This is a genomic window from Rhodococcus sp. 320_ES (genome assembly GCF_059691855.1).
Genome location: NZ_JCAWAG010000003.1, coordinates 488,144 through 506,626, shown reverse-complemented (window position 1 = coordinate 506,626; position 18,483 = coordinate 488,144). Strand labels below are relative to the sequence as shown.

Annotated in this window: 18 protein-coding genes; 10 read left to right on the top strand and 8 right to left on the bottom strand. The window is 64.8% G+C overall.

Translation table 11 applies throughout. The annotated features are described in order from the left end of the window. Window position 1 precedes the first annotated feature (1 nt). Complete coding sequence (locus AC59JP_RS12945) at window positions 2-157, bottom strand: hypothetical protein (RefSeq protein WP_497326172.1); 156 nt, start codon at window positions 155-157, stop codon at window positions 2-4. A gap of 127 nt (window positions 158-284) precedes the next feature. On the opposite strand from AC59JP_RS12945, the gene AC59JP_RS12940 reads away from it, so the two are divergent. From AC59JP_RS12940 to AC59JP_RS12910, 7 genes are all read left to right on the top strand, one after another. Further along, complete coding sequence (locus AC59JP_RS12940; protein WP_497326171.1) at window positions 285-1,772, top strand: fumarylacetoacetate hydrolase family protein; 1,488 nt, start codon at window positions 285-287, stop codon at window positions 1,770-1,772. Next, complete coding sequence (locus tag AC59JP_RS12935; protein WP_497326170.1) at window positions 1,751-2,440, top strand: GntR family transcriptional regulator; 690 nt, start codon at window positions 1,751-1,753, stop codon at window positions 2,438-2,440. The genes AC59JP_RS12940 and AC59JP_RS12935 overlap by 22 nt, the downstream gene beginning before the upstream one ends. 27 nt (window positions 2,441-2,467) lie before the next feature. Continuing rightward, on the top strand, window positions 2,468-3,997 hold the full coding sequence (hpaE, locus tag AC59JP_RS12930; RefSeq protein WP_497326169.1) for a 5-carboxymethyl-2-hydroxymuconate semialdehyde dehydrogenase: 1,530 nt from the start codon (window positions 2,468-2,470) through the stop codon (window positions 3,995-3,997). Window positions 3,998-4,064: 67 nt separating this feature from the next. Then, entirely contained in the window at window positions 4,065-5,177 is a 1,113-nt protein-coding gene (gene hpaD / locus AC59JP_RS12925; protein WP_497326168.1) for a 3,4-dihydroxyphenylacetate 2,3-dioxygenase, read from the top strand. A gap of 31 nt (window positions 5,178-5,208) precedes the next feature. Next, a complete protein-coding gene (gene hpaH / locus AC59JP_RS12920; RefSeq protein ID WP_497326167.1) occupies window positions 5,209-5,994 on the top strand; it encodes a 2-oxo-hept-4-ene-1,7-dioate hydratase in 786 nt (261 codons plus the stop codon). Continuing rightward, on the top strand, window positions 5,979-6,800 hold the full coding sequence (locus AC59JP_RS12915; protein WP_497326166.1) for an HpcH/HpaI aldolase family protein: 822 nt from the start codon (window positions 5,979-5,981) through the stop codon (window positions 6,798-6,800). Before hpaH ends, AC59JP_RS12915 begins: the two co-directional genes overlap by 16 nt. Window positions 6,801-6,915: 115 nt before the next feature. Beyond that, a complete protein-coding gene (locus AC59JP_RS12910) occupies window positions 6,916-7,497 on the top strand; it encodes a TetR/AcrR family transcriptional regulator (protein ID WP_497326165.1) in 582 nt (193 codons plus the stop codon). On the opposite strand, the gene AC59JP_RS12905 is transcribed toward AC59JP_RS12910, so the two are convergent. Beyond that, window positions 7,459-8,418 carry a LysR family transcriptional regulator gene (locus AC59JP_RS12905; RefSeq protein ID WP_497326164.1) on the bottom strand — a complete coding sequence of 320 codons (960 nt, stop codon included), beginning with the start codon at window positions 8,416-8,418 and terminating at the stop codon, window positions 7,459-7,461. The two genes, AC59JP_RS12910 and AC59JP_RS12905, sit on opposite strands and share 39 nt — an antisense overlap. A gap of 113 nt (window positions 8,419-8,531) precedes the next feature. Between AC59JP_RS12905 and AC59JP_RS12900 the strand changes: the two genes are divergently transcribed. From AC59JP_RS12900 to AC59JP_RS12890, 3 genes are read left to right on the top strand one after another with little or no spacing between them, the layout of a single operon-like run. Beyond that, complete coding sequence (locus AC59JP_RS12900) at window positions 8,532-9,845, top strand: cytochrome P450 (protein ID WP_497326163.1); 1,314 nt, start codon at window positions 8,532-8,534, stop codon at window positions 9,843-9,845. Between the two features lie 10 nt (window positions 9,846-9,855). Beyond that, window positions 9,856-10,182, top strand: a complete 327-nt coding sequence (locus AC59JP_RS12895; protein WP_497326162.1) for a 2Fe-2S iron-sulfur cluster-binding protein — start codon at window positions 9,856-9,858, stop codon at window positions 10,180-10,182. A 2-nt stretch (window positions 10,183-10,184) separates the two neighbouring features. Beyond that, entirely contained in the window at window positions 10,185-11,423 is a 1,239-nt protein-coding gene (locus AC59JP_RS12890) for an NAD(P)/FAD-dependent oxidoreductase (protein WP_497326161.1), read from the top strand. 6 nt (window positions 11,424-11,429) lie between these two features. On the opposite strand, the gene AC59JP_RS12885 is transcribed toward AC59JP_RS12890, so the two are convergent. Genes AC59JP_RS12885 through AC59JP_RS12860 form a run of 6 tightly spaced genes read right to left on the bottom strand, consistent with a single transcriptional unit; the run spans window position 11,430 to window position 18,330 of the window. Next, window positions 11,430-12,380 carry a fumarylacetoacetate hydrolase family protein gene (locus tag AC59JP_RS12885; protein ID WP_497326160.1) on the bottom strand — a complete coding sequence of 317 codons (951 nt, stop codon included), beginning with the start codon at window positions 12,378-12,380 and terminating at the stop codon, window positions 11,430-11,432. A gap of 4 nt (window positions 12,381-12,384) precedes the next feature. Beyond that, window positions 12,385-12,828, bottom strand: a complete 444-nt coding sequence (locus AC59JP_RS12880) for a hotdog fold thioesterase (protein WP_497326159.1) — start codon at window positions 12,826-12,828, stop codon at window positions 12,385-12,387. Further along, entirely contained in the window at window positions 12,825-14,789 is a 1,965-nt protein-coding gene (locus tag AC59JP_RS12875) for an acetoacetate--CoA ligase (protein WP_497326158.1), read from the bottom strand. The genes AC59JP_RS12880 and AC59JP_RS12875 overlap by 4 nt, the downstream gene beginning before the upstream one ends. Then, window positions 14,786-16,234 carry an NAD-dependent succinate-semialdehyde dehydrogenase gene (locus AC59JP_RS12870; protein ID WP_497326157.1) on the bottom strand — a complete coding sequence of 483 codons (1,449 nt, stop codon included), beginning with the start codon at window positions 16,232-16,234 and terminating at the stop codon, window positions 14,786-14,788. The genes AC59JP_RS12875 and AC59JP_RS12870 overlap by 4 nt, the downstream gene beginning before the upstream one ends. Before the next feature lie 49 nt (window positions 16,235-16,283). Beyond that, window positions 16,284-17,303, bottom strand: a complete 1,020-nt coding sequence (locus AC59JP_RS12865; protein ID WP_497326156.1) for a dihydrodipicolinate synthase family protein — start codon at window positions 17,301-17,303, stop codon at window positions 16,284-16,286. Between the two features lie 16 nt (window positions 17,304-17,319). After that, window positions 17,320-18,330: an ornithine cyclodeaminase family protein gene (locus AC59JP_RS12860; protein ID WP_497326155.1), complete on the bottom strand. Its 1,011-nt coding sequence runs from the start codon at window positions 18,328-18,330 to the stop codon at window positions 17,320-17,322. Window positions 18,331-18,483 lie beyond the last annotated feature (153 nt).

Sequence of the window (18,483 nt, the reverse complement as noted above, 5' to 3'; positions counted from 1 at the left end):
CTCAGACCTTCGCCATCGTTCTGATCGGGCTTACCGACTGCTCGGCCTCGTGGTCGTACCACTCGACGGTTCTCCCGACGACAGCCGCGAACACGACCCGTCGACGCTCTTTGTCCGTGGTGGAACCGGTAGGTCCGGGTTCGTGGGATGCACTCATTGCTTGGCTCCTGATGTGTGTCGCAACTCCTGTGCCGTGGGCCTCGAAGAGTCTGCCGTTGCGATCTGCGTCACTCATCGTATATTATTTGAAATACGATGCAAGACCCCCGATACGCAGGAGACACATGATCGCCGACGACGCGCCGGACTCCGCGGAGCTCCCCATGCGGCCGGGAAAAGTCATCGCCGTCCACTTGAGCTACGCCTCACGGGCCGATCAACGTGGCCGTCGCCCACAACACCCGTCGTACTTCGTCAAGCCATCGAGTTCGGTGTCGAAGTCCGGCGGCACGGTCGAACGTCCCTACGGCACAGAGCTTCTCGCATTCGAAGGTGAGATTGCGGTGATCATCGGCGCGCCGGCGCGCAGAGTGAGCGTCGACTCCGCGTGGGACTTCGTCAGCGGGGTAACCGCGGCCAACGACTTCGGCCTCTACGATCTACGCGCGAACGACAAGGGGTCCAACCTTCGCTCGAAAGGTGGAGACGGTTTCACACCGCTGGGCCCGAGGGTCATCGACGCGCGAGATGTCGATCCGACCGCGATTCGCGTACGCACATGGGTCAACGGTTCCCTGGCGCAGAACGACACCACCGCCGCAATGATCTTCTCGATATCGCAGATCGTCGCGGACCTCTCCCAACATTTCACCCTCGAGCCGGGCGACGTCGTCCTCACCGGCACACCGGCCGGGTCCTCGGTCGTGGTCCCCGGTGACGTGATCGACGTCGAGGTCGACGCGCCCGACTCCCCCACTCGGCCCAGCTCCGGCACGCTGACGACGACGGTCGTTCAGGGCACCGACCCGTTCGACGGATCACTCGGTTCCCTGCCGTCTGTCGACGACACTCAGCGCCGAGAAGCATGGGGGTCCGCTGCGGCGGCAGGTCTCCCCGAGCCGGCGCCCGCCTTCGACCTCACCGACGAGTTGCGCGCAAAACTTCGAGAGGTACCTGTAGCCGGTCTGTCTCAGCAGCTGCGCAAACGCGGGTTGAACAATGTCAGCATCGACGGTGTGTCGTCGTTGAGTCCGGGCGTGAAGCTGGTCGGCACGGCCCGTACCTTGCGGTTCGTTCCCAATCGTGAGGATCTGTTCGACTCGCACGGCGGCGGATACAACGCCCAGAAACGTACCTTCGACGCCGTCGAATCGGGCGAGGTCATCGTCATCGAGGCCCGCGGAGAAACGGGGTCGGGAACCCTCGGCGACATTCTGGCGCTCCGCGCCCACGCCAAAGGTGCAGCCGGAGTTGTCACCGACGGCGGCGTGCGAGACCGGGATGCCGTCGCCGAGATCGGGTTGCCCGTGTTCTCGTCCGGCGCACACCCTGCCGTCCTCGGTCGGCGGCACGTTCCGTGGGACCACGACATCACCATTGCCTGCGGCGGCGCCACGGTGCAGCCGGGCGATGTCATCGTCGGGGACAACGACGGTGTCGTCGTCATCCCTCCGAACCTCGTCGAGGAGGTCGCAGACGCGGCGCTGGCCCAGGAGTCACAGGACGGGTGGGTAGCCGAGCAGGTCGCGGCCGGTCACCCCGTCGACGGGTTGTTCCCCCCGAACGCGGAGTGGAAGGGACGGTACGAGCAATGGCTTCAGGAGCACCGGTGACCCGGAGCAAGTCGCAACTCGCGTACCACTACGTCAAGGACCGCATCGCGCGCCGGGAGTACACGCCCGGGTATCGGCTCGTTCTCGGCGCAATCGCCAAAGACCTCGACATGAGTGTCGTGCCAGTCCGCGAGGCCATTCGGCAGCTCGAAGCGGAAGGCCTGGTGACGTTCGAGCGCAATGTCGGAGCGCACGTCGCAATGGTCGACGACTCCCAGTACCGGTACAGCATGCAGGCGCTGAGTGTGCTCGAAGGCGCAGCGACCGCGATGGCTGCCCGGCGCCTGTCCGAGGACGACGTCCGGCGAGCACGCTCGGTCAACGATCGAATGATCGACTCGCTCAGCGAGTTCGAGCCGCGCCTCTTCACCGAACTCAACCAGGAATTCCATTCCATTCTGTTCGCCAAATGCCCCAACCCCCGGCTCGCCGCGTTGGTGGAAGCGGAATGGAGCCGTCTCGGACACCTACGTGCATCCACGTTCACATTCGTGCCGGGACGCGCGCGCGAATCGGTGTCCGAGCACGAGGAGATCGTCCGACTGATCGAGACGAACGCCCCACTGACCCAGATCGAAGACGCGGCCCGGCGACATCGTTCCGCCACTCTCGACGCCTACCTGACCCACGAGCATCCCGGTGAGAACCTCGGGCTCCCCCGAATCTGATCCGATGACAACCCGAACGGAGACCCCATGACCGACACCGTGCCCGATACCGAGCGACGGTTCGTCCCGGCAGACCTTCCCACCCGAATTCAGCACTACATCGGCGGCTCGTTCGTCGACTCCGTCGACGGGGACACCTTCGACGTTCTCGATCCGGTGTCCAACGAGGTCTACCTGCAGGCTGCGGCCGGCAAGAAGGCCGACATCGATCGCGCCGTCGCTGCGGCACGAACGGCATTCACCGACGGCCCCTGGCCCCGGATGATTCCGCGTGAGCGCTCGAAGGTGTTGCACCGCATCGCCGACATCGTCGAGTCCCGCGACGCCCGGCTGGCCGAGCTGGAATCCTTCGACTCCGGACTGCCCATCACCCAAGCCCTGGGGCAGGCTCGCCGCGCCGCAGAGAACTTTCGATTCTTCGCGGACCTGGTGGTTGCGCAGGCCGACGACACGTACAAGGTTCCGGGCCGGCAGATCAACTACGTCAACCGCACCCCCATCGGCGTTGCCGGCCTCATCACCCCGTGGAACACACCGTTCATGCTCGAATCGTGGAAGTTGGCTCCCGCCTTGGCAACCGGCAACACGGTGGTGCTCAAGCCGGCCGAGTTCACCCCGTTGTCCGCGTCGTTGTGGGCCGGAATCTTCGAGGAAGCGGGCGTGCCCGAGGGCGTGTTCAACCTCGTCAACGGACTCGGCGAGGACGCGGGCGACGCTCTCGTCAAGCATCCCGACGTTCCCTTGATCTCGTTCACTGGCGAGTCCAGCACAGGTCGATTGATCTTCGGTAACGCTGCCCCGTACCTCAAGGGACTGTCGATGGAGTTGGGCGGCAAGAGCCCCGCGATAGTCTTCGCCGACGCTGACCTCGATGCCGCCGTCGACGCCACGATCTTCGGCGTCTTCTCCCTGAACGGCGAGCGATGCACAGCAGGTAGCCGCATTCTGGTCGAGCGGTCGATCTACGACGAGTTCGTCGAACGGTATGCGGCGCAGGCGCGCCGAGTTGTCGTGGGCTACCCGAACGAACCCGCCACCGAGGTGGGCGCGTTGGTGCACCCCGAGCACTACGCCAAGGTGATGGAGTACATCGAGATCGGCATCTCCGAGGCGCGACTCGTTGCGGGCGGTGGTCGAGCGGAGGGCTTCGACACCGGAAACTTCGTAGCGCCCACGGTCTTCGCCGACGTCGCACCCGAGGCACGCATCTTCCAGGAGGAGATCTTCGGGCCGGTCGTCGCGATCACCCCGTTCGAGGACGACGCCGACGCACTGAGGCTGGCGAACGACGTGAAGTACGGACTCGCCGCGTACGTGTGGACGTCCGATCTACAACGTGCACACAACTTCTCGCAGGCAATCGAGGCGGGGATGGTGTGGCTGAATTCGAACAACGTGCGTGATCTGCGAACACCGTTCGGCGGAGTGAAGGCATCCGGACTCGGGCACGAGGGCGGATATCGCTCCATCGATTTCTACACCAACCAGCAGGCCGTGCACATCACGCTCGGCACGGTGCACAACCCCACCTTCGGCAAAGCCGGCGCCACTCACTGACCGCATGTCGACAGCCAGAGTCGCCCCCACCCGCCCGGGACGCCCGGGCACATCCGAGGACACCGCCATGACCACCACCCCTGACAGCATCGACCGCATTCCCACCCCGTCTGCCACCCCACCGGACGTATTGCGCTGCGCCTACATGGAATTGGTCGTCACCGACCTCCAGCGTTCGCGAAAGTTCTACGTCGACGTGCTCGGCCTCGTCGTCACCGAGGAGGACGAGCACGCCGTCTACCTGCGGTCCTTCGAGGAGTTCATCCACCACAATCTCGTTCTGCGACAAGGTCCCGTCGCCGGAGTTGCAGCGTTCGCCTACCGAGTACGCAGCCCGGAGGATCTGGACCGTGCGGTGGCGTTCTACACCGAACTCGGCTGCCGGGTCGAGCGCAACGAGCATGGTTTCACCGCGGGCATCGGTGACTCGGTGCGCGTACAGGATCCGCTCGGGTTTCCGTACGAGTTCTTCCACGACGTCGAGCACGTCGAACGCCTGGCGTGGCATTACCACCTCTACTCACCCGGTGCCCTCGTGCGCCTCGATCACTTCAACCAGGTGACCCCCGATGTTCCGCGGGCCGTGAAGTACATGGAGGACTTGGGCTTTCGGGTCACCGAGGACATTCAGGACGAGGCCGGTACCACTTACGCGGCATGGATGCGCCGTAAGTCGACCGTCCACGACACCGCCATGACCGGCGGCGACGGACCTCGCATGCACCACGTCGCATTCGCGACTCACGAAAAGCACAACATCATCGCCATCTGCGACAAGCTGGGTTCACTGCGCATGTCCGATCACATCGAGCGTGGGCCGGGGCGGCACGGGGTCTCGAACGCGTTCTATCTCTACCTCCGTGATCCGGACGGGCATCGCATCGAGATCTACACCCAGGACTACTACACGGGCGACCCCGACAACCCGGTAGTGACATGGGACGTGCACGACAATCAGCGTCGCGACTGGTGGGGAACCCCGGTGGTTCCGAGCTGGTACACCGACGCGTCGATCGTGCTCGATCTGGACGGCAACCCGGAGCCTGTCGTCGCACGAACCGACGCCTCGGAGATGGCCGTCACCATCGGAGCCGACGGCTTCTCCTACACCCGGAAGGACGACGAGGAGTCGCTTCCCGACTGGAAGCTCGGTGAGTTCAAGCTCGGCGCTCAACTCTGATCCGCACTCGAACAATCGAACTGGGAGCCACATGCTGTCCGACCGGACCATTACCGACATTGCCGATCGACTCGCCGCAGCCGAACGCGAGCGAGCGACAATTCCGAGACCGACCGTGGACCATCCGGACATGACCGTGGAGGACTCCTATGCCGTACAGAACGAATGGCGCCGTCGTGCAGTCGAATCGGGTCGCAGGCTTGTCGGCCGGAAGATAGGACTGACAAGCAAGGTGATGCAGGTGGCGACGGGCATCACCGAGCCCGACTACGGGGCGATCTTCGACGATCAGGTCTTCGAGAACGGCTCGCTCATCGAGCACGGCCGATTCTCCAACGTTCGGATCGAGGTGGAGTTGGCGTTCGTCCTCGGCAAACCCCTCACCGGCCCGAACGTGAGCATCTTCGACGTACTGGACGCCACCGACTACGTCGTGCCTGCGCTCGAGATCCTCAGCTCTCGCCTCGAAATGGAGGGCCGCACGATCGTCGACACCATCAGCGACAACGCAGCCCTCGGCGGGGTGGTCTACGGGGGCAATCCGACAGATCCACGGGCGGTGGATTTGAGGTGGATCTCGGCGCTGCTCTACCGCAACGAAACCATCGAGGAGTCCGGTGTGGCCGCCGCCGTCCTGAACCATCCTGCGACCGGCGTTGCCTGGCTGGCCAACAAGCTCTCCCAGCACGGCGATTCCCTCGGCTCCGGCGAGATAGTGCTCGCGGGGTCGTTCACCAGGCCGATGTGGGTGCAACTCGGTGACAGTATCTCCGCCGACTACGGACCGTTGGGAACCATCTCGTGCCGCTTCGTCTGAGCTCGACCCTTCGCGACGCGCTGTCTGCGGCCGACAGACCTCTCTACGGCGGATGGATCACCACCGGCTCCCCGGTCGCCGCGGAGATCATGGCAGGGTCCGGCCTGGACTGGGTCCTGATCGACATGGAACACGCGCCGAACGGGCTCGAATCCGTTCTGGCGCAACTCTATGCAGTCTCCGGATACGACGTGACGCCGGTGGTGCGCGTTCCTGCCGCGAACACCGTGACGATCAAACAAGTCCTCGATCTCGGCGCTCGCACCCTTCTTGTGCCCATGGTGTCGACCGCAGCCGAAGCGGCCGACGTCGCCGCGGCGGCTCACTACCCACCCATCGGACGACGCGGAGTCGGAAGCTCCCTCGCGCGATCCGCGCGGTGGAATCGCATCGAGAACTATCTGAGCGAGGCTGCCGACCACGTCTCGGTGTTCGTTCAGATCGAGACCGCCGAGGGCGTGGACAACGCTGCCGCGATTGCATCGACCCCTGGTATCGACGGTGTGTTCCTCGGACCGAGCGACCTTGCCGCCTCCATGGGCCTGCTCGGTCAGCAAACTCACCCCGAGGTGGTATCGGCGGTGACGCGGGCTTTCGACGCTCTCGCGAGTACCGGTATTGCGTTCGGCGTCAACGCATTCGACCCCGATATCGCCGATGCCTATGCCACACAGGGCGCAACCTTCCTGCTCGTCGGCGCCGATGCCGCTCTGCTCGCGCGCGGGTCGGAAGCACTCGCCGAACGCTTCATCGGCAGCTCCGACCCCTCCGGCGCCGCCAACGAACCGGAACGACAGAGCTACTGAGGCCGTGAGCTCGACGAAATCGTGAGCTATCCGCAGGCACCGAGCCGTGCGGCTCGGGCGCAGGTGTCTCCACCGTCCGCCCGTCCGATCGATACGAGCCGTATCATCTTGCGACATGGCGGTACGAAGCGAAGCGAGCCGAAAGGCGGTCCTCCAGGCCACCATGGACCTGCTGGACGGCCGGGCAGATGCGCCGTCGGTGACCCTGCAGAAACTGTCCATCGAACGGATCGCCCGCCAGGCGGGCGTCAGCAAGATGACGATCTACAGGTGGTGGCCCAACAAGGCAGCGATCGTGATCGACTCCTTCATCGACAACCACGTGGTGCAGACGCCAGTGCGGCAAGATGGGCCTGCGCTTGCGGCCCTCCGAGACCACCTCGCATCACTGGCTCGGGTGTACAACGGGCCCGAGGGTCGACTGATTGCCCAGCTCATCGCTGAATGCCAGTACGACGCAGCAACTCTCGAAGAGTTCAAAGAGCGGTTCTGGAAAGGACGCGTCGAGGCGGCACTGTCGTTGATAGAACGTGCAATCGACGAGGGAGACATTGCGCCCGGGTTGGCTCCCGACCTCATCGCCGAGACGCTTTACGCTCCGATCTATTTTCGATTGCTCTTCCAGACCGGTGAATTGGACCCTGCACACACCGACGCGTTACTCGATGCTGCTCTGAAGGGTTTCGCCCCCAGCTGATGTCGCGGCCACCGCCGCGTGGCCGAGTTCATCGGCGAGGTACGCGAGCAGCGCGTCCGCCCGACGGCTGAGGGTCGCGTGCTTCGGCCACACGCCGACCACACAGGACACCCCCGTCTGAGGTTCCAGCGGCCGCATCACCACCGCCCTGCCCTCGAGCGTGGTCATCGAGTAGTTCGGCCGCCACATCAGCAGGCTGTAACCGAGCCCACGAGCAACGAGTACGCGAACCAATTCCAGATTGGGTACTGCTAGCGCCGTCGGCGGGACGATACCGGCCTCTTCGAAGACACGTGCGGTGTTGGCTGCACTGGGGGCGGTATCGAGGAGGATGAAGGGTTCCGATTCCAGGTCCTGCAGGGTCACGACATCAGCAGTCGACATGGGATGATGCTCCGAGAGCACCACCAGCACTTCGGTGTCGTAGATGCGACGACTGCGGAACTCGCCGGTCAGCGACATGTCGTAGGTGATCGCAATATCGAGCTGCCCCGATCTCAGCATGGGCAGTAGTTCGTCGTCTGTTCCCGTGTGCACGGTGATTTCGACGCGCGGATGGTTCGAGGCGAAGCCGTCCAGAACGGGGGGAAGAATGGTCGTCGATATTCCCTCGTAGCATCCAATCGACAACGGGCCCAACAAGTCTCCACGTTCTGCCGCAAGCCGGCTCGCGAGTTCGTCGGCGTCGGCAAGCAAAGCCCGCGCATGAGCGGCGAAGAACAAGCCGGCAGGAGTGAGCTGCACCCCTCGAGCTTTGCGTCGCACGCAGAGCTGCTCTCCCACAGTGCGTTCCAGTTCGGTGATCGCGTGGGACAACCCGGATTCCGACATGTGGAGGGCCGCGGCGGCAGCACCGAGAGTCGGATGATCCGGCACGGCACAGAACAGTTCGAGTTGGCGCAACGTGAACGATGCCATCATCTTCGATTCAATAGCGGTTTGTGCGTACTTATCCGCACTTTACGCGAATTGGACTGTGATGTGGAATGAACTGATCGCTGAATGTGATCCACCTAACGCAACGGAGGTTCGCGATGACGGATGCACCTGGCGTGTACGAGATGCCTGCGACGGGAGCCGTCTGCCCGGTCGCCTCGGGCGGCACGGACACCTCACGCTCCGACGATCACGACCGAGACGACTACACCGATACGCTGGGAACTACTGCACCCGTTGCTGACTGGGTAGATCCACAGACGATGATGCGAGACCCTTACGACACGTACGCGCGGCTCCGCACAGAGTCGCCCGTGGCATGGGTGCCGGCCCTGAACAAGTACCTGGTCACCGGTTACCACGAGTGCCATGCCGTCGAACTCGATCAGACTGTGTACTCCGCCGGCGTCAGCGGTAGCGGCGCGACGATGATTCGCGCACTGGGTGAGACGCCCATGCTGCGCAAGGACGACCCCGAGCACGCGATCGAACGCAAGGCCATCAACCCCACCCTTCGACCCAAGGCCATCGCCCAAGTCTGGGCGCCCATCTTCGAGCGCAACGCCGAACGCTTCCTCGGCGTCCTTGCCGACTCGGGACCGCGAAACGCCGAGCTCAATCGAGACTTCGCTGCACCGCTGGCGTCGCAGAATCTGATCGACATGCTCGGCCTCCCCGGCGTCGACCCGACAACGATGAGCCGTTGGTCGCACGCCTTGATAGCCGGCACAGGCAATCTGCTCGACGACGCCGACATTTGGCTCGCGGCCGACACGGCACGCATCGAAATCGACGAGCTCCTGTCCGATTTGATCCCGCACTACACCGCGCACCCCGACCACTCGATCACCTCTGCGCTGGTCGGGAGCGGCTTGCCTCATCGGACAGTGGCCGCCAACGTCAAGCTGACCATCGCAGGCGGAATGAACGAACCACAGCACATGGTCACGAACACGGTGTGGGCGCTGGACAACCATCCCGATCAGCGGCAGGCCGTGCTCTCGGACCCCCTCTTGTGGCCATCGGTGTTCGACGAGACCGTCCGCTGGCTCTCCCCCATCGGTATGTACCCCCGTGAAACCACTCGACCGACCGTGCTCGGCGGAATCGCCCTGCCTGCAGGCGCTCCGCTGGGGGTGGTCGTGGCGTCCGCGAACCGGGATGCCCATCACATCTCCGAGCGTCCGAACGAGTTCGACATCCATCGTCGGAAGCAGCCTCATCTCGCGTTCGGAAGCGGCGTACATCTCTGCGCGGGGCACTGGGCAGCCAAATCCTCGGTAGGACAGATAGCGATCCCCAAGCTCTACGACGAGTTCCCCGGCCTACAAGTGGACCGGGGCCGAACCACCGAGTGGAACGGCTGGGTGTTCCGCGGATTGACCTCCCTTCCCGTGACCTGGGACAAGTGAAAGCGACATCATGACCAAGATTCGATTCCATCATTCCGACGGCCGCACCGACACGCTCGACGTCGCCGACGGCACGTCCATCATGAGGGCCGCGGTGTCGAACGGAATCGACGGCATCATCGGCGAGTGCGGCGGACAGGCCATGTGCGCCACGTGCCACGTTCTCGTGCACGACGACTACCTCACGCAGCTGCCCCCTATCGGTGAAGACGAGGACGAGATGCTCGACTGCACTGCCACCCAACGTGACCCATCGAGGTCGCGGTTGGGTTGTCAGATCATCGCCACCGACGGTCTCGGCGAAATCGCTGTCGACCTGCCGGAAGAACAGGTGTGACAGTGAGTCACATCGTCGTTGTCGGTGCCGGTCACGCCGGAGTACAACTCGCGGATTCGTTACGGACCGAGGGGTTCTCGGGTCAGGTCACTGTCATCGACGCCGCGGCCGGGCTGCCCTATCAGCGCCCACCTCTGTCCAAGGACTATCTGAAATCTACCGACGATGCAGACCTTCTACCGCTACGAGCCCGAAAGTTCTATCACGACAAAGACATCGACCTGATCGAAGGCGACCCGGTGGTCTCGATCGATCGGCACGGGCACACCGTGACCCTGGCCAGTGGCAGCGAGCTTCACTACTCGGCGCTGGTCCTGGCGACCGGTGCCCGCCATCGTCGGCTCGACGTCCCCGGAGTCGACCTGGACGGAGTATGCCGTCTGCGCGATGCCGCCGATGCTGCGAGGGTGCGATCGGAACTGGACCGCGCGCGGTCTGTCGTCGTGATCGGGGCCGGCTTCATCGGTCTCGAGCTCGCCGCTGCCGCACTCGACCGCGGCCTCGACGTCACCGTCGTCGAACTGGGGTCGCGCGTGATGGGTCGTGCTGTGTCCACGCACATCTCCGATCACGTCCGTGCCGCGCACACGGCGCGGGGAGTCCGGTTCGTGTTCGATCGGACGGTCACCGCCCTCGAGGGTGACGGGCCGCGGCTGCACAGCGTCGTCACGGACGACGGAGCCCGGTATCGCGCAGACCTCGTGGTCGTCGGTGTCGGAGTGCTGCCCGAGGATTCCCTGGCGGCCGAGGCCGGAATACTCACCGACAACGGCATTGTCGTCGACGAGTATCTGCGAACGAACGACGACTCCGTGTGGGCGATCGGGGACTGCGTCCGATTTCCATGCCTTCACAGCGGTTCTCACACTCGCCTGGAGTCGGTTCAGAACGCGGTGGACCAAGCACGAACGCTGGCGGCAACCCTGACCGGGAAACCCGCCGTGTACGAGCGGCTCCCGTGGTTCTGGAGCCACCAGGGCCCGACGAAGATACAGATTGCCGGCATCGCCCGCGGCGAAGGCCCGGTCACCGTCGTCGGCGATGTCGACCGAGGCAAGTTCTCGATTCTGCGCTACGAGCAGGACACACTGGTGTGCGTCGAATCGATCAATCACCCTGTGGCTCATACCTCCGCACGCGCGCTGCTGGCCGTGCCGGGCACGATCGATCTCGACACCCTGCAGACCCTCCAGTTCGACCTGAAGTCGGCAGCGGCGAATCTGCGAAAGGCGAATGCCTAGAACTGATCACCCTCCCCGAACACACTCGGTGCGTTGGCTTCCCAGACCGTCGATCTCGCACTCCATGACATCACCGGGCCGCAGGAATCGTCCCCAGTGCGATCCGTTTCCGGGGGGAGATCCCGTGATCACCATGTCACCCGGCTCCAGTGTGGCGAATCGGGAAATGTAGGCGATCAGCTCCGCCGGCCCGAACACCATGTCACCGGTATTGCTGTCCTGCATCACTTTTCCGTTGAGTGACAAACGAATACCGAGGTTCGACGGGTCGGCGACGAACTGGGCGGGAACGATCCACGGACCGGTGGGGAAGAAAGTCGGGAAGTTCTTCGCGCGCAGCCAATCGGTACCCATCATCGCGATGTCCCTGCGCGGGACCAGGCTCCGGGTGGTCAAGTCGTTGCAGATGGTGTACCCCGCAACATGATCGAGAGCATCTCCTACCGAGACGTTGTGCGCACGTCGTCCGATGACGACACCGAGTTCGAGCTCCCAGTCATGGTCGTCCCACGCGGCAGGGAGAACCACGTCGTCGTACGCGCCACTGACCGCCGAGGCGACCCCCGTCCACACATAGGGCTCGCCGTTCGCCTTGCGCTCGTCGATGTCGCGAGCAGCTTCCTGCGCCAGCTCGGCCTCCGACAGGCCGTCCGATCCCAGCCTGTGCGCAACCGCCAACTGGATCACGTGCTCGCGGTAGTTCGCGCCGGCGCCGTAGATCTGCCCGGCGGGAAGAACCGGCGGCAAGGTGCGCACGGCGGAGGCGGCGGTCGGGTGCGTCGACGGACGATCCGCCTCCGTCGACAGTCGGTCGAGCGCAGACTGCCAGTCCTGCAGCACCTCCCGGATCGAGCGGTAGTCGGTGAAATCACGGATGTCGTGGATGTTCCCGTCGAGAACGAGTCCGGGATACGGACCGTCCCCGGCGTCGAAGGTCCCCAGGGCGAATCGCGTCATGTGGTCACTCTCCTCGGTGGATATCGGTGGTGGTCGATCGTGGTCGCGGGGCTGTATCCCGTGCGACAGCTCCACGTCCGCGGTATTCGGCGAGCACGGTGCTCCCCCGCCTGACGGTCACGTCGACCAGGCTGTGACGGCCGGCCACGTGGCGAACGACGCCCTCGGCCACCAGCGTGTCACCCTCGTGGGCGGGCGAGTAGTAGACGATCTCGGCGCCCGATGTCACGGTCCCCGCGACGCGACTGTTCGCAGCGCAGGCGAACGCGGTGTCGGCGAGGCTGAACACCAACCCGCCGTGCGCAAGTCCGTGCCCGTTCACCCAGGACGGGTCCACCACCAGAGTCACCGCCGCGTGGCCGTCCTCCGCGGACAGCACCCGCATTCCGAGATTCGTCGAACTGTGGTCGCGCGCCAACATCTCCTCGACGGACGGGCAGATGCTCACGCGAACAACCCCGGCCGTCGACGGGTCATCTCCATACGAATCTCGCCGAACACCGAAGCGTCGTCGACGGATCCGGAATCGACGACGTCCGTGACGGGGACACCCTGCAGAACCCTTTTCACCGGCACCTCGAGTTTCTTGCCGGTCCGAGTGTGCGGGATCGTGCGTACCGGGATGATGTCGTCGGGAACGTATCTCGGCGACAGCGACGCGCGGATCGCTGACGACACCGCGGTGACGGCGACCTCGTCGTCGACACCGTCGGCCACGTCGATGAACATCGGCATGTAGTAGTCACCGCCGTTCTCGATGCCCACAACCAGTGCCTCGTCGACTTCGGGCAGTGCTTCGACGACTCGGTACAGATCTGCCGGACCGAGTCGAATTCCGTTGCGGTTCAACGTGGAATCCGAGCGGCCGACGATGACCGACGATCCGTCGGGCGCGAACTCGACCAGGTCGCCGTGCCTCCACACGCCCGGGTAGACGGAGAAGTAGGAGTCGCGATAGCGCGATCCGTCGGCGTCGTTCCAGAAGTACAGGGGCATCGAGGGCATCGGCGCGGTGATGACCAGCTCCGCAGCGGCGCCGACCACCGGCCGCCCGTCCACGTCCCACGCCGCGGCGGCCACTCCCAGGGCGGGTGGTTGCAACCTGCCGGGCCGGACGGGCTCGGAGGGCGCGCCGCCGAGGAAGATGCCCGCCACGTCGGTGCCGCCGCTGACCGATCCCAGCCAGATGTCGCCGAGGCAGCGGTGAAGCCAGGTGTACGCGTCGATCGACAGCGGAGAACCCGTCACCTGCACCATGCGAAGGGCCGACAGGTCGTTCGTATCGGCGATCGGCAGGTTCGCGTGCATGCTCGCGTGGACATATCCCGCACCGAGGCCGAGTACGGACACACCGTGCTCCGCGGCCACCTGCCAGACACGTCCGAGCGTCGGATACGCCGGATTGCCGTCGAGGAGAACGATTGTCGCGCCGCGAAGCAGTCCGGACACCAGCGTGTTCCACACCACCCAGCTCGTCGATCCCACGACGAACAGTCTGTCGCCCGGGTCGAGATCGGCATGGAGCGTCCAGGTCTTCAGGTGCTCCAGCACGACTCCGCCGTGCCCGTGGACGATTCCCTTGGGGACCCCGGTCGTCCCCGAGGAGAACAGGACCCACAACGGATGGTCGAAGGGGACGGGTTCTGCGTTCAAAGGCGTGTCGTGCAACAGGATCTCGTCCCACGATCGCCCGAGCGCCGCGTCGGCCTCGGGACGAGGACCGACCCAGACGATCTCGCGAAGCGAGGGGATGCCGCGCGCAACGTCGACGATGACGCCCTCTCGGTCCCGTCGCTTGCCTCCGTAGTCGTACCCGGTGGTCGCGAACAGCACGACCGGCTCGAGCTGGCCGAGGCGCGACACGATTGCCTCCACCCCGAATTCCGGCGCCACGACCGACCACACCGCACCGACGGACGCCGCGGCAAGCAGTCCCACCACCGCCTCGGTCCGGTTGGGCAGTACAGCCGCCACCCGATCTCCGGGCTCGACCCCCGATTCCTTCAGGAACAGGGCCACCGACGCCACGCGTCCACGCAATTCCGTCCACGAGACGTGAACTGCCGTACCGTCCTCGTCGACCGCGATGATCGCGTCACCCGATCTGTCGCGGCGAAACACCTCGTCGGCGTAATTGAGGGTCGATCCCGGGAACCACCCCGCTCCCGACACCGATTCCGGGACCGCGGTCACCCCGGCCGGCGTCTGGAGCTCGATTCCGGCGAACGTTGCGAACGACCGCCAGAAGTGCTCGGGCTGGGTCGTCGACCATGTCCAGAGAGTCGAGTAGTCGGCGCAGACTGCGGGGTCGACCGTCTTCGACGTCAGGAGGTAGTCGGTGAACTCGACGAGGTGCCGGGCTGTCGACGGAGCGGGTGTCCAGCCGTGGGGATCGTCTACCCCACTCACCAATCCACCGCCGTGTATTGAGTTTCGGTGTACTCCAGCATTCCCTCGTGAGCGCCCTCTCGTCCCAGGCCGCTCTGCTTGACTCCTCCGAACGGAGCCGCCGGGTCCGACACGAGGCCTCGGTTGACCGCAACCATCCCGCTCTCTAGCCGGCCCGCGACCGACAACGCCCGTGAGAGGTCACGTCCGAACACGTACGCACTGAGTCCGTACTCGGAAGCGTTCGCCGCTGCGACCGCCTCGTCGTCGTGGTCGAACGTGGTGATCGCCGCCACCGGACCGAAGATCTCCGTGCGCACGATGTCCGACGCCGGGTCGACATTCGTCAGGACGGTGGGCGGGTAGAAGAATCCGGGTCCGCTCGGTATCTCGCCGCCGGTGACGACGCGTGCGCCGCGGTTGACCGCTTCCTCCACCAGTTCGTGCACCTTGGCGACGCTCTTCGCATCGACGAGTGGTCCACATTCGGTCGACGCCTCGACGCCGGCACCCACCGTCAACGCACTCATCCGAGATGCGAGACCGCGCACGAACTCGTCGTGGATCGATCGATGGACGAGGATGCGATTGGCCGCGGTGCAGGCCTGCCCACCGTTACGCATCTTCGCGAGCATCGCCCCGTCCAGTGCGACGTCGAGGTCCGCGTCATCGAGGACGATCAGGGGCGCATTACCGCCGAGTTCCATGGCGCACTTGAGAACCTGCCCCGATGCCTCCTTCAGAAGGGTCCGTCCCACCTCGGTGGATCCGGTGAACGACAGCAGTCGTACACGGGGATCCGTCAGCATCGCCGAGACGACGGGTCCCGTCTTCCTGGTGGTGATCACGTTGACCACACCGGACGGAACGCCGGCTTCGGCGAGCACGTCGGCGATCGCGTACGCAGTCAGCGGTGTCAGCGTGGCGGGCTTGAGGACCACCGAACACCCTGCCGCCAGCGCCGGAGCGATCTTGCGCGTCGCCATCGCGGCCGGGAAGTTCCACGGGGTGACGAGGACACAGACTCCGATGGGGCGGTGCTCGACCATGATTCGGTTGCGTCCCGACGGTGCCAGCGACAGCGAGCCGATGTTGCGCACCGCCTCCTCGGAGTACCAGCGGAAGAACTCCGCGGCGTAGGACACCTCCGCCTTGGCATCGGCCAGCGCCTTTCCGTTCTCCGACGAGATGAGTTCTGCCAGGGAGTCTGCACGTTCGGTCATCAATTCGTAACTGCGCCGGAGTATTTCGGCTCGATCACGCGGTGCGGTCGCCGACCACGCCGCGAGCGCGTCGGATGCGGCGTCGACCGCGGCGATGGCGTGATCGATGGTTCCGTCGGACACGGTGTCCAGCACGGTTCCGTCGGACGGGTCGATCACCTCGATACGGTCACCGTTGGCGGCGTCGATCCATTCGCCGCCGATGAACAGGTCCGTGCGTCGCCCGGTCAGGGTTGTCGTCATCGTCTCTCCTCGAAACATGCTGTGGCACAGTCGGTATTTGTCATGTCGATCAGCGGGCGTGGCGACCGCGGACGAAGTCCTCGTCCGGCGAGTCGGTGACGGGTAGGCCGGACGCGACCAAGGCGCCGCGCAGTTGCTTCATGAACCGATCGGGCAGCCGCTGGGCCGGCGGACGCAACGCGCCACCGTTGAATCCGGCAAGCCACTCCTGGTACTTCCATTGAGTGCGATTGATCGTGCTCGTCCCCGGGGTCGAGGTGGCCGAGACCGCACTGTTGGCAAGTCTGGCGGGATGAACCTGCCAATACAGCTCCATGGCCTCTTCCCATCGGCCGGTTCGGGCCAGCTCGAACGCACGCGGGTAGTAGTCGCTCATCCAGTTGGTGTTGCTGGTACCCGAGAACTGGAAATCGAGCGCCGACATCAGGGGGATCGTTTCCGCTTCGATCGGGCAGGAGATGACAACTTCGTCGCGGAAGTGGTGATACATCTCCATCACACCGGGAATGCCCGGATAACCTTGTTCGGACTTGATGGCGACGATGTTCGGCACTCCGTCGAGAACTCGACGCACGAAGTCGACGCTCATTCCGGCCGGATGGATTCGCTCGAAACCCCATGCGGGCAGGGGGAAGAGCATCGTGGCAAGTCCGGTGCTGTCACAGAAGGTCTTCGTGTAGTCGAAGACCTCGTCGTAGGACGTCGGCCAGAACGACGACGGGTACGCGAGCAGGGCGCGGTCGACGCCGGCGCCCTCCGCCAACCGGGCGGCGTGAATGTTCTCCTCCAGCGTGGCGAACATGGCGTGGAAGAACAGCGCGAAATCGGGCCCTCCCGCCTCCCGCGCGACGGCGGTCATCCGCGCGTTCTCCTCGGGGGTGATGTTGACCTCGGCGACCAGGAGCGTGCCGGCGAATCCGAGTTCCTTCAGTTTGAGTATGTCGTGCCGGATGGCATCGTCGTCGAGACGCGAGAAGTCCGCCGAGAACGACGGCTGCGTGACCGCAATCGTTCCCTGGAAGGTCTTTCGAGCCCACGCTCGGGCTTCGGTGGGTGTGTAGTCGACCATTGCTGTTGTCCTCAATTCACTTTCGACTCGTGACGATGCCGACGGGCAGAACTGTGCCTCGGCCTTCTGCCCGTGCGCGATCGACGAGCATCTCCGCGACCACGACGTCCTGCAGACCGGAGCCCGTCGATTTGTAGATCCGAATTCCTTGCTCGAGGTCGGGTACGAACTGCCCGCCCAGGAGATCGGACAGCGGGACGACGAGCCCATCGACATCGACCCCGTCGGCGCGGGCAGCGATCATGTCGCCACTCCCGTGGACCACCTCCTCCACGGTGTCCACCACGACGACGCCGGCGCGACGAATCAGCTCGGCATCGAGCTCGCGCTGAGCCGGTGTCGTGGATCCGATCGAGAGCACGGTCGAGTTCGGCCCCACCCAGTCCGCGAGCACCGTGGGCGTCTCGTCGCGAGATCGCGCGGCGCACAACACGACATCGCACTCGGCCGCTTCCCGAGCCGAGCCGACCGCACGTACGTCGAGACCGAGCTGCTCGCTCACCTCGACGGCGAACCGATCGCGATTGGCTTCGGTGGGGCTGTAGACACGAACACCGGCGATGTCGAGCACGTGCGACAGCGCGCTCACGTGGGACCTGGCTTCGAATCCCGATCCGACGACCCCCAAGGTCACCGGCCGCGGGGGTGTGAGGGCGCGTGCTCCCACGGCGGTGGTTGCCGCGGTGCGCAGTCCCGTGACCCGATTGCCGTCGACCAGCGCGGCGAGATCTGCGGTGTCCTTGTCGAACAGGGTGATCAGGTAGCTCACGTTCAGACCGTCGGCGAACGATCCGACGATCGACTTCGCTCCGAAGAGTTGCCCGCTGGCAGGAACCGACGGCATGATGCGCATCCATTCACGCTCGGTCTGCGCGAAGATGCGCCCGGGCGTGCGTCGGTCGTCCGCACTCGCGGAGTAGGCGGCTCGGATGGCCGAGATCGCATCCTGCCAATCCGACATCGCGTCGACGTCGGTGTCGGTCAGGAACAGCGGCATTCGGCTCGGCTGTCGGCTGTGGGTACTCACTCGGAGTCGGTCCTTTCCAGATGAACGGTGCACGCGCGTCGTTCAGTACGGTCCGTATCGTATCCTTTCGAGTCGAGGACCGGATCGTTTTCGGCCTGCGGCTTTCCCGTCGTGGAATCCACCCTCATCGACGAAGACGAAGCTATACGATAC